Below are 18798 nucleotides of genomic sequence, written 5' to 3' on the forward strand. Positions count from 1 at the left end.
CGGCTAGCGTCCGAGAGCCTGCCAGACCGCCACGGCGAGGGCGCCCACGGCCGTGAGGGCCGCGATCGCCGGCAGTGGCCAGCGGGTGTGTTCAAGGGCGACGACCCGTGCGCTCAGGTCGTCGAGTTCCTTGGCGGTCTGTTCGGCGCGGTGACTGAGCAGGGCGTGCCCTCCCTCGACACGTGCGTATGCCACGTCGAGGCGACGGCGTAACTCTGCGAGTTCTCCATGGACCACGGGATGCTCCGGGTCGGCGGTCACGGGTCCGCTCCTTTCCGTAGTCGTCACATCCCTTGGATGCGCACGGAAAGTCAACTCGCCTGGTGGACGCGTGGGGAGCGTGTGCGAGGGGCATATGCGAGCCCGGCGCGCACACGGCGTGTGAATGGCGCGGGCCCGGCACCGCAACAGGTGCCGGGCCCGCGAAAGCCTGAGTTTTACCGTACGTGATCAGGCGTAGGTGTAGAAGCCCGAGCCGGACTTCCGGCCGAGCCGGCCCGCGTCCACCATGCGCTGGAGCAGCGGGGGAGCGGCGTACAGCGGCTCCTTGTACTCCTCGTACATCGAATAGGCGACCGAGGCCACCGTGTCCAGACCGATCAGGTCGGACAGCTTGAGCGGACCCATCGGGTGGGCGCAGCCCAGCTCCATGCCGTTGTCGATGTCCTCGCGGCTGGCGATGCCCGACTCGAACATCCGGATCGCGGAGAGCAGATACGGGATCAGCAGCGCGTTGACGACGAACCCGGAGCGGTCCTGGGCGCGGATCGCGTGCTTGCCGAGGGCCTTCTCGGCGAACAGCTGCGCCCGGCTGAGGGTGCCCTCGGAGGTGGTCAGCGCCGGGATCAGCTCGACGAGCTGCTGCACCGGGGCCGGGTTGAAGAAGTGGATGCCGACGACCTGGTCGGGGCGCGAGGTGGCGACCGCGAGCCGGACCAGCGGGATCGAGGAGGTGTTGGAGGCGAGGATCGCGTCCTGCCGCGTCACCACCTGGTCGAGCACCTGGAAGATCTCGGTCTTCACCTGCTCGTTCTCGACGACCGCCTCGATCACCAGATCGCGGTCGGCGAACTCGCCGAGGTCGGTGGTGAAGCTGAGCCGGTCCTGGGTGGCGGTGAGCTCGTCCGCGGAGATCTTTCCGCGTTCGGCGGCCTTGGAGAGGGAGTTGAACAGCCGGGTGCGGCCGATCTCCAACGCCTCACCGGTGGTCTCGGCGACCTTGACGTCGAGACCGGCGCGGGCGCAGACCTCGGCGATGCCCGCTCCCATCTGGCCGCAGCCCACCACTCCGACGCGTGTGATGTCTCCCGCGGTGTCGGTCACATCGTCCCCTTCACTGATCTACGGCTGTCGCAGGACCACCGTTGTTCGGTGCCTGCTCCGATCGTGCACGTCCCGTGCACGTTACTCCGAAGTATCGATGATCGATCGGCCGGGTGCGGCATGCCGTTGGAGGAGACGGTCGGTGTCCGGACGGATCCGGAGCGTGGAGGAGTGGCGTGGAGGAGTGGGGCGGATGGCCCTCGCGGGGCGGACTGTCCGCCGTCCGGCAGCGCCGTACGAGCCTCGGGATCAGCCCGTTCGGGGTATGGCGCGACAGCGCGGCCGACGCGCGGGGCTCGGATCGGCCGAGGAGGTCGGCGTCGACCGCGTCGGCGCGGGTCGTTGCCGACCACTACCAGCGGCCGGCGCGACCCGTGCCCTGAATCTGAATCTCTGCCGCATGTCCACAGCCGGACCTGTGACCCGACCTCCGCAGCCGGTCCTCGTGAACCGCGTGTCTATGGTCCTCGTGAGCCGAAAGCGTGCAGCGGGTCCTCGTGCCCGAATGCCTACAGCGGGTCCTTGTGACGGATTTCCGAGTCGGGGCCCGGTGAGCAGACCGCCTCGTGCCCGTCCGTGAAGCGCACGCGGTACGGGGGCGTGCCCTCCGCTCCTATTACTTCGGTGATCTCCGCGACCTTGTCGTGCTGTCCGACAACCCTGCCGTGCTGCACGAGCTTGTCGCCCACGTCTGCATGCATCTGAAGGGTCTCCTCGTCATCTGCGGGAGTAATGGTCCTGGGGCTCAGCCCCGCGCTCGCTGGGTGAGCGCGATGCAGATCAGCACGGCCGCGGCCGTCAAGGGCGCGGCCGGTGTGAGCTGCTCGCCGAGGAGCAGTACCGACCACACCAGTGTGAGCAGCGGCTGCGCGAGCTGCAACTGGCTGGCCTTGGGAATTCCGATCGCCGCCATCCCGCGGTACCAGACCACCAGACCCAGGAACTGCGATCCGGCGGCCACCCACAGCAGCCCCGCCACACTGTGCGCCGTCAGGTGGACCGGCTCGTACGACAGCGCCACCAGCGCGCCCGGCACCGACAGCGGCAGACACAGGACCAGCGCCCAGCCGATGACCTGCCACCCCGGCATGGTCCGGGCGAGTCGGCCGCCCTCGGTGTAGCCCGCGGCGCAGATCAGCAGCGCCCCGAAGAGATAGGCGTCCGCGCTGCTCAGCGCCCCACCGCTCTGCTGCACGGTGAACGCGATCACCGCGGCCGCGCCCGCGAGGGCGGCGCCCCAGAACATCCGCGAGGGGCGCGCGCCGGTCCGCAGCGCCGACAGCAGCGCGGTCGTCAGCGGCAGCAGCCCGACGACCACGGCCGCGTGGGCGGTGGTGGACGTCTGCAGCGCGAGCGTCGTCAGCAGCGGGAAGCCGAGCACGACACCGGCCGCGACCACGGCGAGGCCCGCCCAGTGCCGCCGGGACGGTACGGGCACGCGCAGCGCCAGCAGACAGCCGCCCGCGATGACGGCGGCGAGGACGCTGCGCACGGCCACGAGCGACCAGGGGCCGAAGCCCTCCAGGCCCCAGGCGGTGGCGGGGAAGGTGAGGGAGAACGCGGTGACGCCGAGGGCGGCCTGGAGCGTGCCGGGACGGCGGTTCGCGGGGACGTGCGGCTCGGGTGCCCCGGGCGTGCTGACCGCTATCCCGGTCTCTTCGATAGCGCTACTCTGTGTTCTCATGCAAGAGCGTAGCAGTGTGGGTGATCTGGCGAATCAGCTGCGACGGGAGCTGGACCGCTACTCGCCGGGTGGAAAGCTGCCATCGAGCCGGGCGCTGGTCGAGCGGTTCCGGGTGAGCCCGGTGACGGTGTCGCGGGCGCTGGCTCAGCTCGCCGCCGAGGGGCTGGTGGTGACCCGGCCGGGTGCGGGCGCGTTCCGCGCGCACCCGCGTACGTCCGCCGCGCCCGCCGGGGACACCTCCTGGCAGGAGGTCGCGCTGAGCGCGGACGCCGCGACGGAGCTCGTCCCGCGCACGGTGGACGCCTCCGGGGTCCTCGTCTCGCTCGCCGCCCCGCCGCCCGGCGTGGTCGAGTTCAACGGCGGCTATCTGCACCCCTCGCTCCAGCCCGAGCGGGCCATGGGGGCGGCCCTGTCGCGGGCCGGCCGCCGCCCCGGCGCCTGGTCCCGGCCGCCGATGGAGGGGCTCACGGAGCTGCGGGAGTGGTTCGCGCGGGGGATCGGCGGTGCGATCACCGCGGCTGAGGTGCTTGTCACGGCGGGCGGCCAGTCCGCGCTGACCACCGCGCTCAGGGCACTCGCTCCGCCGGGGGCCCCGGTCCTGGTCGAGTCGCCCACGTACCCGGGCATGCTGGCGATCGCCCGCGCGGCGGGCCTCAGGCCGGTACCCGTGCCGGTCGACGCGGACGGGGTGAAACCGGACCTGCTCGCCGACGCCTTCCGGGCGACCGGCGCCCGGGTGTTCGTCTGCCAGCCGCTGTTCCAGAACCCGACCGGCGCCGTGCTCGCCCCCGAGCGGCGCGCCGACGTGGTGCGGATCGCGCGCGAGGCGGGCGCGTTCGTCATCGAGGACGACTTCGTACGACGTCTCGTGCACGAGGACGCGGGGCCGTTGCCGCGTGCGCTGGCCGCGGAGGATCCCGACGGAGTCGTCGTACACGTCTCCTCCCTGACCAAGGCGACCTCGCCGAGCTTCCGGGTCAGTGCGCTGGCCGCGCGCGGTCCGGTCCTCGAACGACTGCGGGCCATCCAGGTCGTGGACACCTTCTTCGTTCCGCGCCCCCTTCAGGAGGCCGCGCTCGAACTGGTTGGCTCACCCGCCTGGCCCCGTCATCTGCGGGCCGTCTCCGCCGAGTTGAGGAACCGCCGCGACACGATGACGGCCGCGCTCCGTCTGACGCTCCCCGAGCTGGCCTTGCCCCACATCCCCTCCGGCGGCTACCACCTGTGGCTGCGTCTTCCCGACGGCACCGACGAGTCCGCCCTGGTCTCCGCGGCCCTCCACGAGGGCGTGGCCGTCACCCCCGGCCGCCCCTACTTCAGCGCGGAGCCCCCTGCCGGGTACCTCCGGTTGAGCTTCGCGGCGGTCGCGGGAACCGAGGAGATCACGGAGGGGGTACGACGGCTGCGCGTGGCGTGCGACGGGGTGCTGAGGTGACCGGCTCGGGCGGTCCGGCCCGAGGACGAGAACAAATCCGCTCGACCACACCCACCCTGAGCTGCGACTCTCCTCCCATGACCTCTGTATATCCCCTCCCCGAGGGCTACGAGATCTCCGCCGACACCGCCCGAGTGGACATCGACCGCGTCCATCACTGGCTCTCCACCGACGCGTACTGGGCCATCGGCCGCTCCCGCGAGAAGCAGCTCCGCGCCATCACGGGCTCCCTCAACTTCGGCGCGTACGACAGCACCTCGGGCGAGCAGGTCGCCTACGCCCGCATCATCACGGACCACGCCACCTTCGCCTGGCTCTGCGACGTCTACGTGGACCCGTCCGTCCGCGGCAAGGGTCTGGGAACCGCCCTGGTCGCCGCCGTCCGCGACCACCTCGAACCTCTCGGCCTGCGCCGCCTCCTCCTCGCCACCCACGACGCGCACGGCGTCTACGCGAAGCTCGGCTTCGAACCACTGGAGCGCCCCGACCAGTGGATGGCGCTCATGTTCCCGTAGGTCCGCTTCGGCAGGCACACTTCAGCAAGCCCGTATATACCTTGCGTAACACCCCTTGACCTGCGGAGTCCCGCGCTCCACGATCTCCGCATGCCTCTTCGGGTCACATTCGTCGCCGCCGCCCGCAGCTCCTCGCTGCTGGCCGAGCGCTTCGAGGACGACCGGCCGCTGGACCAGGCCGGCTGGGACGAAGTACAGCGCGCCGCCCCCGAACTCGTGCCACTGGCGGCGGCCGAGCTGCGCTACTGCTCACCGACCCCACGCAGCCGCGCCACCGGCGACGCCCTCGGCTACGCGCCGCTGGCCCAGCCCGCGCTGCGCGACTGCGACATGGGCCGCTGGCGTGGCTTCACGCTGGGTGAGGCGATGGCCCGCGAGCCGTCGGCGGTCGACGCCTGGCTCTCCGATCCGCGCTCCGCCCCGCACGGCGGCGAGTCCCTGCTCTCCTTCGTCTCCCGCGTCGGCGGCTGGCTCGACACCCGCCCGGCGGACGACGGCAGCCGGATCGTCGCGGTGGCCGAGCCCTCGGTGGTACGGGCCGCGCTCGTCTACGCGCTCAAGGCCCAGCCGTCGACGTACTGGAACATCGATGTGCGCCCCTTGTCGACGGTCACCCTCATCGGAACCAACGGCCGCTGGAACCTGCGCCTCGAAGCCGTACCGCAGCGCGCCTGAGGCCTGCCTGCCCTAGACGAGTCATTCCGATGTGGTCAGTGGTCATAAGCGATCAAGGATCGTATGACGGGCTGGCCGGTCTTGTGGTTGTGCCAGATCGCGGCGGCCATCGCGAGGATGCGTTGGGCGACGCGGACGGCGACACCTTCGAAGGTCCGTCCACCGTGCCGTTCCAGGTCGAGCTGGCCTTTGAGGGTGTCGTTGACCGACTCGATCAGCTGTCGCACCGACTTCAGGAGGCTCTCGCCCCTGCGCTTCTTCTCGCGCTTGAAAGAAGGACGCAGCAACTCCGCGCCCCGGAAGGCCAGATCGGCCTCGAACTCCTTGGAGGCGAAGCCTTTGTCTGCGATCACCAGCAGGCTCGGCCGGTCCGTGGACAGGTGCGGTTCGCGGTCCAGCATCGCCGACAGCACCTCCCGCTCATCCAGTTTCGGGTTCGCCAGTGCCCACAGGATGGGCATCCCGGTCGGGGTGCATACCAGGAACAGGCGCAGGCCCCAGAAGAACCGGGAGTGCGAGGCGCAGTACCCGTATCCGGCCCAGCCGGCCATGTCCGACCGCTTCACCGTCGGACGCGAGCGGCCGCACTCCACCGGTGTGGAGTCGATGATCCAGTGGTTGTCGAACCAGAAGTCCGTATCGACGGCCAGCAGTCGTATTGCCCTCTTGACCAGTGGCAACGCTGCCCGCAGCCGCTTGTTCCAGCCCGGCTGCCTGGGCACGTACGGGAACATCGCTCCCAGTCGGGAGTCCACGAACCGCAGCCAGCGCGACTCCGAGGTGAAGCCCAGCAGCGCCTGGGCGACGGCAAGGGTGACCAGCTCAGAATCCGTCAGCTGCGGCGGTCGGCCAAGCCATCGGCTACCTCCGATCTCGTCGTCGATCTTCACGTACAGTGCGGTCAGCAGGGCGTCTAGGTTGTTCGTCACACAACGAATCTTGGACGCCCTGTCTGCGTTCCCAGACACACCGTCAGCATTCGGAATGACTCGTCTAGGTCAGCCGTGTGTAGTCGGTCGTGAGGACCAGGTCCTTGGCGGGGCCGCCCACCCGCCACACCGTGCGCCAGCGGTCCTGCCCGAACACCGTGAACTCACCCCGGTAGAGGTCCGCCGCGCACGGGTGGTCGGCGACGTACCGGCCGGTGCTCAGGTCCAGGTCGTGGAAGGGGCGGCCGTCGGAGAACTGGACGACGGCCGTCGACGGGCTCGGCCCCGACAGGAAGCGCAGCGTCCGCTCGGCGGGCCGGGGCGTGCCCTGCCATACGAACGTGCCGGATTCCCGGTGCAGAAGTCCGTGCGCGGACCCCGGTTCTTCGAGTGGGCCGAAAACCGTGGTCCCCGTGAACCGCCCCTCCGCGCCGCTCGCGAGATCCCGCACCGCACGCTCCACCCGCCAGCTCCCGCCCAGGTAGCCGAGCACGTCCGCCACTGGCCAGAAGTCGCCCATACCGTCCCGTTCTCCGTCCCATGCGATGCTGCGCGACCCATTGACGCGCCCTGACCCCCTCCCTATCTTGCCGTTCGAAGTATTGATCGTTGTTCGTAATTTCGAACAAAATGCAAGGAACGCAAGGAAGACAAGGAACGCCTCGAACAACTCGACACCACAGAGCCGCGGAGTATCCATGTCACGCACCCGCACCCGTTGGAGACTCGGACTCACGGCCACCGCACTCCTGGTGGCCTCAGCCGTCGTTCCCGGGCCCGCCCACGCCGCCGCCGACGACGTCACCGACTACGCGATCACCGTCGACCCGAAGGGCTCGGGCGCGAAGATCGACGACACCATGTACGGCGTCTTCTTCGAGGACATCAACCGCGCCGCGGACGGCGGACTGTACGCGGAACTCGTACAGAACCGGTCGTTCGAGTACAGCACCGCCGACAACAGGTCCTACACGCCGCTCACCTCGTGGGCCACCACCGGCACCGCGGCGACCGTGGACGACACCGGACGCCTCGACGCCCGCAACCGCACCTACCTCGCCCTGGGCGCCGGCTCGTCCGTCACCAACTCCGGTTACAACACCGGCATCAGGGTCGAGAGCGGCAAGATGTACGACTTCTCGGTCTGGGCCCGCGCCGACGCGACGGCGCCGCTCACCGTGGCCCTGCACGACGCCGACGGCACGCTCGCCGAGGCCCGGCAGGTCACCGCGCACGGCGGCTGGGCCAAGTACCGCGCCAGGTTCACCGCGACCCGCGACAGCACCACCGGACGCCTCACCGTCGCCGCCGACGCTCCCGTCGCGCTCGACATGATCTCGCTGCTCCCCAGGGACACCTACAAGGGCCACGGCCTGCGCAAGGACCTCGCCGAGAAGATCGCCGCCCTGCACCCGGGCTTCGTGCGCTTCCCGGGCGGCTGTCTGGTCAACACCGGCAGCATGCAGGGCTACGACGAGGCCTCCGGCTACCAGCGTCAGCGCTCGTACCAGTGGAAGGACACCATCGGCCCGGTCGAGCAGCGCGCCACCAACTCCAACTTCTGGGGCTACAACCAGAGTTACGGGCTCGGCTACTACGAGTACTTCCAGTTCGCCGAGGACATCGGCGCGATGCCGCTGCCCGTGGTGCCCGCGCTCGTCACCGGCTGCGGCCAGAACAAGGCCACCGACGACGGCGCGCTCCTCGAGCGCCACATCCAGGACACCCTCGATCTCATCGAGTTCGCCAACGGTCCGGTGACCAGCGAATGGGGCGGGAAGCGGGCGGCGATGGGCCACCCCAAGCCCTTCCACCTCACCCACCTCGAAGTCGGCAACGAGGAGAACCTCCCCGACGCGTTCTTCGCCCGCTTCAAGCAGTTCCGCGCCGCCGTCCAGGCCAAGTACCCCAACATCAAGGTGATCTCCAACGCCGGACCCGACGACTCCGGCACCACCTTCGACACCGCCTGGAAGCTCAACAAGGAAGCGAACGTCGACATGGTCGACGAGCACTACTACAACAGCCCCCAGTGGTTCCTGCAGAACAACGACCGCTACGACTCCTACGACAGGAACGGCCCCAAGGTCTTCCTCGGCGAGTACGCCTCCGGCGGCAACACCTTCAAGAACGCCCTCGCCGAAGCCGCGTACATGACCGGCCTGGAGCGCAACGCGGACGTCGTCAAGCTCGCCTCGTACGCCCCGCTGCTCGCCAACGAGGACTACGTGCAGTGGCGCCCCGACATGATCTGGTTCAACAACCACGCCTCGTGGGGATCGGCCGACTACGAGGTGCAGAAGCTCTTCATGAACAACGTCGGCGACCGGGTGGTGCCGTCGACCGCCACCACCACGCCCTCGCTGAGCGCACCCATCTCAGGCGCCGTCGGCCTGTCGACGTGGGCGACCACGGCGGCGTACGACGACGTGAAGGTGACCGGCGCCGACGGCGCCACCCTGCTCAGCGACGACTTCAGCGGTGACGCCTCCCAGTGGACCCACACGGGCGGCGGGAGCTGGAGCCTGGAGGACGGGCAGTACGCGCAGAGCGACGTGGGCGCCGAGAACACCATGGTGTCGGCGGGCGACCCGGCCTGGCACGACTACGACCTGCACGTGAAGGCCACCAAGAAGTCCGGCAAGGAGGGCTTCCTCGTCGCCTTCGGCGTCAAGGACACCGGCAACTACTACTGGTGGAACCTCGGCGGCTGGAACAACACCACGACAGCGGTCGAACAGGCCGTCGACGGCGGCAAGTCGACGCTGATCTCCAAGCCCGGCACGATCGAGACGGGCAAGGCGTACGACGTCGACATCAAGGTGCGCGGCCGGCAGGTGACCCTCTACCTGGACGGCCAGGAGTGGGGGAGCTTCAAGGACGACAAGCCCGCGGAGCCGTTCCGCCAGGTCGTCACGCGGGACGCGAGGACCGGTGACCTGATCGTCAAGGTCGTCAACGCGCAGGCCGCGGACGCCCGTACCGCGATCGACCTGGGCGGGGCGAAGGCGGGCCGCAAGGCCGCCGTCACCACTCTCCAGGCCGCACCCGAGGCGGTGAACTCGGAGACGGTCACCGCGGTCGCACCCGTGAAGTCGACCTTCGCGGGGGTCGCCGACACGTTCACGTACACCTTCCCGGCGAACTCCGTGACCCTCCTGCGGATCAGACAGAGGTAGCCGAAGGCGTGGGCTGCTGTCCGGCGGGCAGCAGCCCACGCTCGGCGAAGACCTTCTTCGCGACCAGGCTCGCGTTCATCGCCTTCGGTATGCCGCAGTACACGGCCGAGTGCAGCAGCGACTCCACGATCTCGTCCGGAGAAAGACCCACGTTCAGGGCCGCGTTGACGTGCACCTCCAACTGCGTCTCACAGCCGCCGAGCGCGGTGAGCATGCCCAGCGTTACCAACTGGCGGTCGCGCGGGGCGAGTCCGGGCCGGTCGTAGATGTCGCCGAAGGCCCAGGCGACGATCTGGTGGCCGAGTTCGGGATTGATGTCGCCGAGCGCGTCGACGACGCGCTCTCCGGCCTCGCCGTCGACGCGCTTGAGGACCTCAAGGCCGTGCGCGAAGCGCTCGTCGCGAGTGGTGGCGGTGTCCGTGACAGTCATGAGAGGTCGTCCGATCCCGGCTGGTCGAGCAGCCGTTCGTAGTGGTCGATCTTGTCGTCGAGGGCGGCCGCGTTGCGGCGCAGCGCGCGGATGCGGTCCGCGAGGTCGGCGCGGTGCTCCCGGAGCATCCCGAGCCGGTCGGGAACCGTGGCGTCGCCGCGCGCCCGCAACTCGGCGAACCGCTGCATGTCCGCGATCGACATGCCCGTCTCGCGCAGCCGGATGAGGAACTCCAGCCAGGCCAGGTCGGCCGCCTCGTAACGCCGCTGGTTGCCGGTGGTCCGGCCGACCCGTTCGATGAGGCCGGCCTTCTCGTAGTACCGCAGCGTGTCGTGCGAGAGTCCGGTGCGCTCGACGACCTGGGCGATCGTGAGCGTCGGCTCCTGCGGGAGGGGCTGTCCGCTGGTCATGGAGAAACCGTAGAACCTGGAGTGCGCTCCAGGTCAAGCTTCATCTGCCGGGCAACCCCGGAGAGGGGGCGACGGTCTTTCGGCCCGGCCCGGGACCGGCGCGCGGGTCGGGTGTGGCGCGCGGGCCGGGTGTGGCGCCCGGGTCAGGAGCGGCGGCGGGGCTTGCCCCGCTTCGCGCCGCCCTTGGCGCCGCCGGAACCGCCGCCGGAACCGCCGGCGCGGGGGTTCCGGCCGGACGTCGACTTGCCGGACGACTTGCCCCCGGCGGGCTTGCGCCGTGTGCCGCCGCCCGTCTCGGGACGCTTGGCCTTCGACGGGGCCGGGGCGGCTGCCGGGGTCTGCGCGCGCCCCCGTGTGCTGTTGACGGTCCGGCCGCGGACGATCCCGATGAAGTCCTCGACCAGGTCGGTGGTCGCGTCCTGCGGCCAGGACAGCGCGACGCGCGACTCCGGGGCGTCCGTGACCGGCCGGTAGGTGAGGTCCTTGCGGTGGTGCAGGCGGGCGAGGGACTGGGGGACGACGAGGAGTCCGATGCCAGCCGCCACGAGTTCGACGGCGTCCTCGGTGGTGGCGGGGCGTTCGAACGCGGGCTGTCCCGGCGGACGCTCCCAGTCGAGGGTGTCGTCGAGGGGGTGCAGCACGATCTCGTCGGCGAGATCCTCGCAGGTCACCTCGTCGACCGCCGCCACGATGTGGTCCTTGGGGACCATGACCACCGTCGTCTCGGTGTAGAGGGGGATCGCGCTGAGGTCCTCCCGGTCGACCGGCAGCCGGACGAATCCGGCGTCCGCGCCGCGGCCCCGCAGCACGCCGAACGCCTCGGCGGCGGACACCGCGACGAGCGTCAGGGGGATGTCGGGCCGCCGCTCGTTCCAGATCCGCACCCACTTCGTGGGCGTCACTCCCGGGACATAGGCGAGCCGGAACGAAGGGGGTACTTCCGAGCCTGTCACCTCGCCAGGCTATCGGTCGTGGTCGGAGGTCGCGCACACGCTCGATACCCTTGACCCATGACGTCGCACCAGACCACCCAGACCATGAAGCCCGCCACCGCGGCGAAGAAGCTGGGTGTGTACCTCGAGGCCACCCCCGCCGAGTTCCAGGAGGGCGTCGTCACGCGCGCCGAGCTGAACGCCCTGCAGGCCGACCCGCCCGCGTGGCTCCAGGACCTGCGACGCACCGGCCCGCACCCCCGACCCGTGGTCGCGGCGCGGCTGGGCATCTCCATCGCCGGTCTCGCCCGCGGCGGGGTCACCGAAGCCCTCACCACGGAGCAGATCGACGCCCTGAAGCAGGAGGACCCCGGGTGGCTGCGCCGGGAGCGTGCCACCCAGGCCGAGGTCCGCAAGGAAGAGGCCCGGATCAAGGAGAAGCGCGCGGAGCAGGACGCCGAGCGCGCCGCCCAGCCCCGCGGCTCCCGTTCCTGACCCCGCCGCCCCACCCGCCCGCACCCTCCCCCCGGCGTTGCCCACCCCTCAGGCCGCTCTCCATCGGCTGAGCTGAAGGGCCCCTGGGCCGTGTCTCCCATGGACCGGCCCGGGCATCGCTACGACTGGATTGCATAAACGTGCAGCGAAACGTATAGTCATGCCATCCAAGAGGAGGGTTTCATGGTGGTACGCGCAGCAGTGGCGGGAGCGAGTGGGTACGCGGGCGGCGAAGCCCTGCGTCTGCTCCTGGCGCACCCCGAGGTCGAGATCGGCGCCCTGACCGGCAACTCCAACGCGGGCCAGCGCCTCGGCGCACTGCAGCCGCATCTGCTGCCGCTGGCCGACCGAGTCCTCCAGGAGACCACCCCGGACGTCCTCGCCGGCCACGACGTCGTGTTCCTCGCGCTGCCCCACGGGCAGTCCGCCGCCGTCGCCGAGCAGCTCGGCCCGGACGTCCTGGTCGTCGACATGGGCGCCGACTTCCGGCTCAAGGACCCGGCGGACTGGGAGAGGTTCTACGGCTCCGCACACGCCGGCACCTGGCCCTACGGCCTTCCCGAACTGCCGGGCGCCCGCGCCGCGCTGGAGGGGTCCAAGCGCATCGCGGTGCCCGGTTGCTACCCGACGGCCGTCTCCCTCGCCCTCTTCCCGGCGTACGCGGCCGCACTCGCCGAGCCCGAGGCCGTGATCGTCGCCGCGTCCGGGACCTCCGGCGCGGGCAAGGCCGCCAAGCCCCACCTGCTCGGCAGCGAGGTCATGGGCTCCATGTCCCCGTACGGAGTCGGCGGCGTCCACCGGCACACCCCCGAGATGATCCAGAACCTCGGCGCGGCGGCGGGGGAGCCGGTCACCGTCTCCTTCACGCCCACCCTCGCGCCCATGCCCCGCGGCATCCTCGCCACGTGCAGCGCGAAGGCGCGTGACGGGGTCACCGGCGACTCCCTGCGCGCCGCCTACGAGAAGGCGTTCGCCGACGAACCCTTCGTCCATCTGCTGCCCGAGGGGCAGTGGCCCGCCACCGCGTCCGTCTACGGTTCCAACGCCGTTCAGGTCCAGGTCGCGTACGACGAAGCGACGCACCGCATCATCGCGATCAGTGCCATCGACAACCTGACCAAGGGCACGGCCGGCGGGGCCGTGCAGAGCATGAACATCGCCCTCGGGCTTCCCGAGGAAACGGGTCTTTCCACGATCGGAGTCGCACCGTGAGCGTCACCGCTGCCAAGGGCTTCACGGCCTCCGGCATCGCAGCAGGCATCAAAGAGAACGGCAACCCCGACCTGGCCCTCGTGGTCAACAACGGGCCCCGCCTCGCCGCCGCGGGCGTCTTCACCTCCAACCGCGTGAAGGCCGCGCCGGTCCTCTGGTCCGAGCAGGTCCTCAAGGGCGGCCAGGTCTCCGCCGTGATCCTCAACTCCGGCGGCGCCAACGCCTGTACGGGTCCCAAGGGCTTCCAGGACACGCACGCGACCGCCGAGAAGGTCGCCGAGGTCCTAAACCTCAACGCCGGCGAGGTGGCCGTGGCCTCGACCGGACTCATCGGCGTACTGCTGCCGATGGACAAGCTGCTGCCCGGGGTCGAGGCGGCCGCCGCCCAGCTCTCCGCGCACGGCGGCGAGAAGGCCGCCATCGCCATCAAGACCACCGACACCGTGCACAAGACCTCGGTGTACGCGGGTGACGGCTGGACCGTCGGCGGCATGGCCAAGGGCGCGGGCATGCTCGCCCCCGGCCTGGCCACCATGCTCGTCGTGCTGACGACGGACGCGGACCTCGACTCCGAGACCCTCGACAGGGCGCTGCGCGCCGCCACCCGCACCACCTTCGACCGCGTCGACTCCGACGGCTGCATGTCGACGAACGACACCGTGCTGCTGCTCGCCTCCGGCGCCGCCGAGGCCACCCCGGAGTACGCGGAGTTCGCCGAGGCCGTACGGAAGGTCTGCGACGACCTCGGCCAGCAGCTCATCCGGGACGCCGAGGGCGCCAGCAAGGACATCAAGATCGAGGTCGTCAACGCCGCGAGCGAGGACGACGCCGTCGAGGTGGGCCGCTCCATCGCCCGCAACAACCTCCTCAAGTGCGCGATCCACGGCGAGGACCCCAACTGGGGGCGCGTGCTGTCCGCGATCGGCACGACCGGCGCCGCCTTCGAGCCCGACCAGCTCAACGTCGCCATCAACGGCGTCTGGGTCTGCAAGAACGGCGGCGTCGGCGAGGACCGTGAGCTCGTCGACATGCGCTACCGCGAGGTCCACATCGTCGCCGACCTCGCCGCGGGCGCCCAGACCGCCACGATCTGGACCAACGACCTCACCGCGGACTACGTCCACGAGAACAGCGCCTACTCCTCATGAGCAATGTGACGCGGAAACACACCGCACTGCCCAAGGCCCGGATCCTCATCGAGGCACTTCCGTGGCTGACCCGCCACAACGGCAAGACGGTCGTCATCAAGTTCGGCGGAAACGCCATGGTGAACGAGGAGCTGAAGGCCGCCTTCGCCCAGGACGTCGTGTTCCTGCGGCAGGCCGGCCTCAAGCCCGTCGTCGTGCACGGCGGCGGCCCGCAGATCAGCGCCGCCCTCGACCGGCACGGCATCGTCAGCGAGTTCAAGGCGGGCCTGCGCGTCACCACCGAGGACGCCATGGACGTCGTACGCATGGTCCTGGCCGGTCAGGTGCAGCGCGAGCTGGTCGGGCTGCTCAACCAGCACGGGCCGCTCGCCGTCGGTATGACCGGCGAGGACGCGCACACCATCACCGCCACCAAGCACCAGCCGGAGATCGACGGGGAACTGGTCGACATCGGGCGGGTGGGCGAGATCACCGCGATCGACACGGGCGCCATCGAGGCACTGCTCGCCGACGGCCGGATCCCGGTCGTCTCGTCGATCGCCCGGAGCCAGGACGACGGACATGTCTACAACGTCAATGCTGATACGGCGGCTGCGGCCCTCGCTGCGGCACTGGGCGCCGAAACCCTCATGGTCCTCACGGACGTCGAGGGCCTCTACGAGGACTGGCCCAACAGCGACGAGGTGATCAGCCGCCTGACCGCCTCCGAACTGGAGAAGCTGCTGCCCGAGCTGGCCAGCGGCATGGTGCCGAAGATGGAGGGCTGTCTGCACGCCGTACGCAACGGCGTCACCACCGCCCGCGTCATCGACGGCCGGGTCCAGCACTCGATCCTGCTGGAGATCTTCACCGACGAGGGGATCGGCACGATGGTCGTGCCGGACGCACAGCCCGATGAACAGGGGGACGCCGAATGACCGGGAGCAACGCGGAGCTCACCCAGCGGTGGCAGGGCGCGCTCATGGACAACTACGGCACCCCGCGGCTGCCGCTCGTCCGCGGCGAGGGCACCCGGCTGTGGGACGCCGACGGCAAGGAGTACCTCGACTTCGTCGGCGGTATCGCGGTCAACGCCCTCGGCCACGCCCACCCGGCGATCGTCGAGGCCGTGAGCCGGCAGATCGCCTCCCTCGGCCATGTCTCCAACCTCTTCGTCGCCGAGCCGCCCGTCGCGCTCGCCGAAAAGCTGCTCCAGCTCTTCGGCCGCGAAGGCAGGGTGTACTTCTGCAATTCGGGCGCCGAGGCCAACGAGGGCGCCTTCAAGATCGGCCGGCTCACCGGCCGGAGCCACATGGTGGCGACCCACGGCGGCTTTCACGGCCGGACCATGGGCGCCCTCGCGCTCACCGGCCAGCCCGGCAAGCAGGAGCCGTTCCTGCCGCTGCCCGGTGACGTCACGCACGTTCCGTACGGCGACGCGCAGGCGCTGGCCGCAGCGGTCACCGAGGACACCGCCCTCGTGATCATCGAGCCGATCCAGGGCGAGAACGGCGTGGTCGTCCCCCCGCCCGGCTACCTCAAGGCCGCCCGCGCGATCACCGCCGCCACCGGCAGCCTCCTCGTCCTCGACGAGGTGCAGACCGGCATCGGCCGCACCGGCCCCTGGTTCGCCTACCAGGACCACGAAGGTGTCCTGCCGGACGTCGTCACCCTCGCGAAGGGCCTCGGCGGCGGGCTGCCGCTCGGTGCGACCGTCGCCTTCGGCCGGGCCGCCGAGCTGCTGAAGCCCGGCCACCACGGTTCGACCTTCGGCGGCAACCCGGTCGTCTGCGCCGCCGGACTCGCCGTCCTCGACACGATCGCGTCCGAGGGGCTGCTCGAGAACGTGAAGGCCGCGAGCGAGAAACTGCGGGGCGGAATCGAGTCACTCGGTAACCCGCTGATCGACCATGTCCGAGGTGCGGGCCTGCTCCTGGGTATCGTGCTCACCGAGCCGCTCGCGCCCCAGGTGCAGCAGGCGGCTCAGGACGCCGGTCTCCTGGTCAACGCGCCCGCCCCCGATGTCGTACGGCTGATGCCCCCGCTGAACCTGAGCGACGACGAGGTGGAGGCGTTCCTCCAGGCCCTTCCCGGTGTCCTCGACGCTGTGACCAACGGGGACGGACGAGCCAAAGAATGAGACGACGACGATGAGTCAGGCGCAGGATCACGAGCACGTCGGGCCTGCCGTGCCGCAGACCCGCACCGCACGCCACCGCCGGATCGTGGACATCCTCAACCGGCAACCGGTGCGTTCCCAGAGTCAGTTGGCGAAGCTCCTCGCCGACGACGGGCTGAGCGTCACGCAGGCGACGCTCTCCCGGGACCTGGACGAGCTGAACGCGGTGAAGATCCGCAACAACGACGGTGACCTCATCTACGCGGTGCCGAGCGAGGGCGGTTTCCGTACCCCGCGCGCGCCGCTGGGGGAGTCGGCGAAGGAGGAGCGGATGCGGCGGCTCTCGGCGGAGCTGCTGATCTCCGCGGAGGCTTCCGCGAACCTCGTGGTCCTGCGGACCCCTCCGGGGGCGGCGCAGTTCCTTGCCTCCGCCATCGACCAGGCCGAGCTGCATGACATTCTCGGGACGATCGCGGGTGACGACACGTTGCTGTTGATCAGTCGTCATCCCACTGGGGGTCAGGCTCTGGCCGATCACCTGTTGCGGCTGGCGCAGAACAATCATTGAGCTGTACGACGGTGGGGGCGGCACCCCGGGTCGGGGTGCCGCCCCCACCGTCGTGCATTCGGGTGCGGGTGCGTCGTGGTTGCTCGCGCCCACGCGGCGGAGCCGCATGATGTCAACGCCCCGCGCCCCTAAAAGCGGACACTCACCCCAGACGTTGAGCAAGGCCTCCGGTGCATCTGACCTCGTCTCCCGCCGTGATCAGTAAGGCCTCGATGTCGGGGAGGGACTCCAGCCAGGTCAGGGCCTCTCGGGAGCCCATCGCGAAGGCTGCTGTCGCCCAAGCGTCCACCCAGGTCAGGTGGGGGCCCACGACGGTCACGGCGACCAGGTCGGTGACCGCGGAGCGGCCGGTGCGGGGGTCGACGATGTGGGCGCCGCGCTCGGCGGTGCCGGAGGTGGCCACCGACAGCTCGTCCACCCCGGCCGCGGAGACCACGGCCGCGAGTGAACCGGGACGCAGCGGGTCCGAGACGCCGACGCGCCACGGGCGGTGCGTGCCGGGCGCGCCGAACAGCTGGACGTCGCCGCCGCCGTTCACGCTGACTCCGGTCGCGCCGGCCGCCGCCAGGTGCCGGGCCACGCGCTCGGTCGCCCAGCCCTTCACGATCCCCGTCGGGTCGAGCCGGCCCTCGTAGGTCGAGCTGAACCAGCCGTCGCTGACCCGCTCCGCCTCGGCGCACAGACCGAGCACCTCGGCGACCTCCGGATCGCACTCCTCGACCGTCACCTCACCGCGCGCGAGATGCGAGATCTGGCTGTCCTCGCGGTAGGTGCTGAACACTGCGTCCACCTGGTGGAGTTGGGCGACCGCCTCCTCCAACGCGGTCCGCACGGCCGCGGGTTCGCCGCCGCGCACGTCGAAGGAGAAGACGGTGCCCATGACCTCTTCCGCGTGCCGCAGGGCGGGCGGCTCCTGGTCCGGGTCAGCCACCGGCCTTGTCCAGGGCCGACTGCAGGGACTGCTTGTAACCGGTGCTGGTGTAGGTGGCACCGGAGACGGCGTCGATGTCCGCGTTCCCGGCCGCGACCGCCTCCTGGTTGAGCCTGGGGACGGCCAGCGCGGTCTTCTGGTCGCTCAGCCCACCCTTGGGCGCCTGCACGGCCTCGGACTTGGTGATCTTGCCGCCGCTGACGGTGATACGGACCTGGACCGCCCCGTACTGGGTCTGCGCGACGCTTCCGGTGACCGTCTTGGCCTGCGCGGCGGGCGCCTTGGGCGAGGCGGAGCCGGAGGAGCCCGAACCCGCGGACCCGGTCGACCCGGTGGCCCCCGAGGAACCGCTGCCGCTCGCCTTGGCCTTGTCGAGAGCCGACTGCAGCGACTTCTTGTATCCGGCGCTCGTGTAACTGGCGCCCGACACCGCGTCGATGTCCGCGCTGCCCGCGGCGACGGCCTCCTGGTTCAGCTTGGGCACGGAGGCGTTGCTGACCTCGGTGCTGCGTCCGCCACTGGGGATCTGGACGACCTCGGACTTGGTGATCTTGCCGCCGCTGACGGTGATGCGGACCTGGACCGGCCCGTACTGGGTCTGCGCGACGTCGCCGGTGACCGTCTGGGCCCCCGTGGACGACTGCTGCGCACTGCCGCCCTGGGGAGCCTCCTGCCCCGCCACCGACTGCTGGGGCGAGGCACCCTGAGCCGACGCGGACGCCGGATCGGAGGCGGGCTTCAGCGACAGCAACAGGACGATTCCGGACACGGTCGCGGCGCCGGCCAGCACGACACGCCGAATGGGGTGGCTCTTCTTCATCGCTCCTGACTCCC

The 18798-nt window shown here is 70.4% G+C and carries 21 protein-coding genes; 10 read left to right on the plus strand and 11 right to left on the minus strand.

Features of this window, described 5'->3' with window-relative positions; all coding sequences use genetic code 11:
- Positions 1-3: 3 nt before the first annotated feature.
- The 4 genes from OG568_RS39095 to OG568_RS39110 all read right to left on the minus strand — a co-directional run bounded on the left by OG568_RS39095 (position 4) and on the right by OG568_RS39110 (position 3007).
- A complete protein-coding gene (locus tag OG568_RS39095; protein WP_054236124.1) occupies positions 4-261 on the minus strand; it encodes a hypothetical protein in 258 nt (85 codons plus the stop codon).
- 189 nt (positions 262-450) lie between these two features.
- A complete protein-coding gene (locus tag OG568_RS39100; RefSeq protein WP_266416095.1) occupies positions 451-1323 on the minus strand; it encodes a 3-hydroxybutyryl-CoA dehydrogenase in 873 nt (290 codons plus the stop codon).
- Positions 1324-1832: 509 nt separating this feature from the next.
- Positions 1833-2024, minus strand: coding sequence for a DUF1918 domain-containing protein (locus tag OG568_RS39105; protein WP_266416097.1), 192 nt, complete (start codon positions 2022-2024; stop codon positions 1833-1835).
- A 44-nt stretch (positions 2025-2068) separates the two neighbouring features.
- Complete coding sequence (locus tag OG568_RS39110) at positions 2069-3007, minus strand: DMT family transporter (RefSeq protein ID WP_329534942.1); 939 nt, start codon at positions 3005-3007, stop codon at positions 2069-2071.
- Between OG568_RS39110 and OG568_RS39115 the strand changes: the two genes are divergently transcribed.
- From OG568_RS39115 to OG568_RS39125, 3 genes are all read left to right on the plus strand, one after another.
- On the plus strand, positions 3006-4442 hold the full coding sequence (locus OG568_RS39115) for an aminotransferase-like domain-containing protein (RefSeq protein ID WP_329534943.1): 1437 nt from the start codon (positions 3006-3008) through the stop codon (positions 4440-4442). The genes OG568_RS39110 and OG568_RS39115 overlap by 2 nt on opposite strands.
- A 77-nt stretch (positions 4443-4519) precedes the next feature.
- Positions 4520-4957, plus strand: a complete 438-nt coding sequence (locus tag OG568_RS39120; RefSeq protein WP_329534944.1) for a GNAT family N-acetyltransferase — start codon at positions 4520-4522, stop codon at positions 4955-4957.
- 90 nt (positions 4958-5047) lie between these two features.
- The gene (locus tag OG568_RS39125; protein WP_266581208.1) at positions 5048-5632 is read left to right on the plus strand and encodes a histidine phosphatase family protein; all 585 of its coding nucleotides are present in this window, start codon (positions 5048-5050) and stop codon (positions 5630-5632) included.
- A gap of 35 nt (positions 5633-5667) precedes the next feature.
- Here OG568_RS39125 and OG568_RS39130 read toward each other — a convergent pair whose 3' ends face one another.
- Together OG568_RS39130 and OG568_RS39135 are read right to left on the minus strand one after the other, a co-directional pair.
- Positions 5668-6561, minus strand: coding sequence for an IS982 family transposase (locus OG568_RS39130; RefSeq protein ID WP_329530528.1), 894 nt, complete (start codon positions 6559-6561; stop codon positions 5668-5670).
- A 64-nt stretch (positions 6562-6625) separates the two neighbouring features.
- Positions 6626-7081 (minus strand): DUF6314 family protein, encoded by a 456-nt coding sequence (locus OG568_RS39135; protein ID WP_329534945.1) that lies wholly within the window; start codon positions 7079-7081, stop codon positions 6626-6628.
- Positions 7082-7259: 178 nt separating this feature from the next.
- Between OG568_RS39135 and OG568_RS39140 the strand changes: the two genes are divergently transcribed.
- Positions 7260-9740: an alpha-L-arabinofuranosidase C-terminal domain-containing protein gene (locus OG568_RS39140; protein ID WP_329534946.1), complete on the plus strand. Its 2481-nt coding sequence runs from the start codon at positions 7260-7262 to the stop codon at positions 9738-9740.
- Here the strand turns inward: OG568_RS39140 and OG568_RS39145 are convergent.
- The 3 genes from OG568_RS39145 to OG568_RS39155 form a co-directional block, all read right to left on the minus strand.
- Positions 9727-10170, minus strand: coding sequence for a carboxymuconolactone decarboxylase family protein (locus OG568_RS39145; protein WP_329534947.1), 444 nt, complete (start codon positions 10168-10170; stop codon positions 9727-9729). The two genes, OG568_RS39140 and OG568_RS39145, sit on opposite strands and share 14 nt — an antisense overlap.
- Positions 10167-10580, minus strand: coding sequence for a MerR family transcriptional regulator (locus OG568_RS39150; protein ID WP_266416114.1), 414 nt, complete (start codon positions 10578-10580; stop codon positions 10167-10169). Before OG568_RS39150 ends, OG568_RS39145 begins: the two co-directional genes overlap by 4 nt.
- Positions 10581-10723: 143 nt before the next feature.
- A complete protein-coding gene (locus OG568_RS39155) occupies positions 10724-11533 on the minus strand; it encodes a LysR family substrate-binding domain-containing protein (RefSeq protein WP_329534948.1) in 810 nt (269 codons plus the stop codon).
- A gap of 57 nt (positions 11534-11590) precedes the next feature.
- Here OG568_RS39155 and OG568_RS39160 point away from each other — a divergent pair, with 57 nt between their 5' ends.
- The 6 genes from OG568_RS39160 to OG568_RS39185 all read left to right on the plus strand — a co-directional run bounded on the left by OG568_RS39160 (position 11591) and on the right by OG568_RS39185 (position 17033).
- The gene (locus tag OG568_RS39160) at positions 11591-12007 is read left to right on the plus strand and encodes a DUF5997 family protein (RefSeq protein ID WP_266416118.1); all 417 of its coding nucleotides are present in this window, start codon (positions 11591-11593) and stop codon (positions 12005-12007) included.
- Between the two features lie 183 nt (positions 12008-12190).
- The gene (argC, locus tag OG568_RS39165; protein WP_266651393.1) at positions 12191-13219 is read left to right on the plus strand and encodes an N-acetyl-gamma-glutamyl-phosphate reductase; all 1029 of its coding nucleotides are present in this window, start codon (positions 12191-12193) and stop codon (positions 13217-13219) included.
- Positions 13216-14367 carry a bifunctional glutamate N-acetyltransferase/amino-acid acetyltransferase ArgJ gene (argJ, locus tag OG568_RS39170; RefSeq protein ID WP_329534949.1) on the plus strand — a complete coding sequence of 384 codons (1152 nt, stop codon included), beginning with the start codon at positions 13216-13218 and terminating at the stop codon, positions 14365-14367. The genes argC and argJ overlap by 4 nt, the downstream gene beginning before the upstream one ends.
- Positions 14364-15284, plus strand: a complete 921-nt coding sequence (argB, locus tag OG568_RS39175) for an acetylglutamate kinase (RefSeq protein WP_266416125.1) — start codon at positions 14364-14366, stop codon at positions 15282-15284. Before argJ ends, argB begins: the two co-directional genes overlap by 4 nt.
- The gene (locus tag OG568_RS39180; RefSeq protein WP_329534950.1) at positions 15281-16486 is read left to right on the plus strand and encodes an acetylornithine transaminase; all 1206 of its coding nucleotides are present in this window, start codon (positions 15281-15283) and stop codon (positions 16484-16486) included. The genes argB and OG568_RS39180 overlap by 4 nt, the downstream gene beginning before the upstream one ends.
- Before the next feature lie 10 nt (positions 16487-16496).
- On the plus strand, positions 16497-17033 hold the full coding sequence (locus OG568_RS39185; RefSeq protein ID WP_329534951.1) for an arginine repressor: 537 nt from the start codon (positions 16497-16499) through the stop codon (positions 17031-17033).
- Positions 17034-17175: 142 nt separating this feature from the next.
- Here OG568_RS39185 and OG568_RS39190 read toward each other — a convergent pair whose 3' ends face one another.
- Both OG568_RS39190 and OG568_RS39195 read right to left on the minus strand, forming a co-directional pair.
- Positions 17176-17913, minus strand: coding sequence for an FAD:protein FMN transferase (locus OG568_RS39190; RefSeq protein ID WP_329536577.1), 738 nt, complete (start codon positions 17911-17913; stop codon positions 17176-17178).
- A gap of 43 nt (positions 17914-17956) precedes the next feature.
- Positions 17957-18784, minus strand: coding sequence for an FMN-binding protein (locus OG568_RS39195; protein WP_266416131.1), 828 nt, complete (start codon positions 18782-18784; stop codon positions 17957-17959).
- Positions 18785-18798 lie beyond the last annotated feature (14 nt).

Origin of the sequence: Streptomyces sp. NBC_01450 (assembly GCF_036227505.1) — a bacterium.
Taxonomy (GTDB): Bacteria; Actinomycetota; Actinomycetes; order Streptomycetales; family Streptomycetaceae; genus Streptomyces.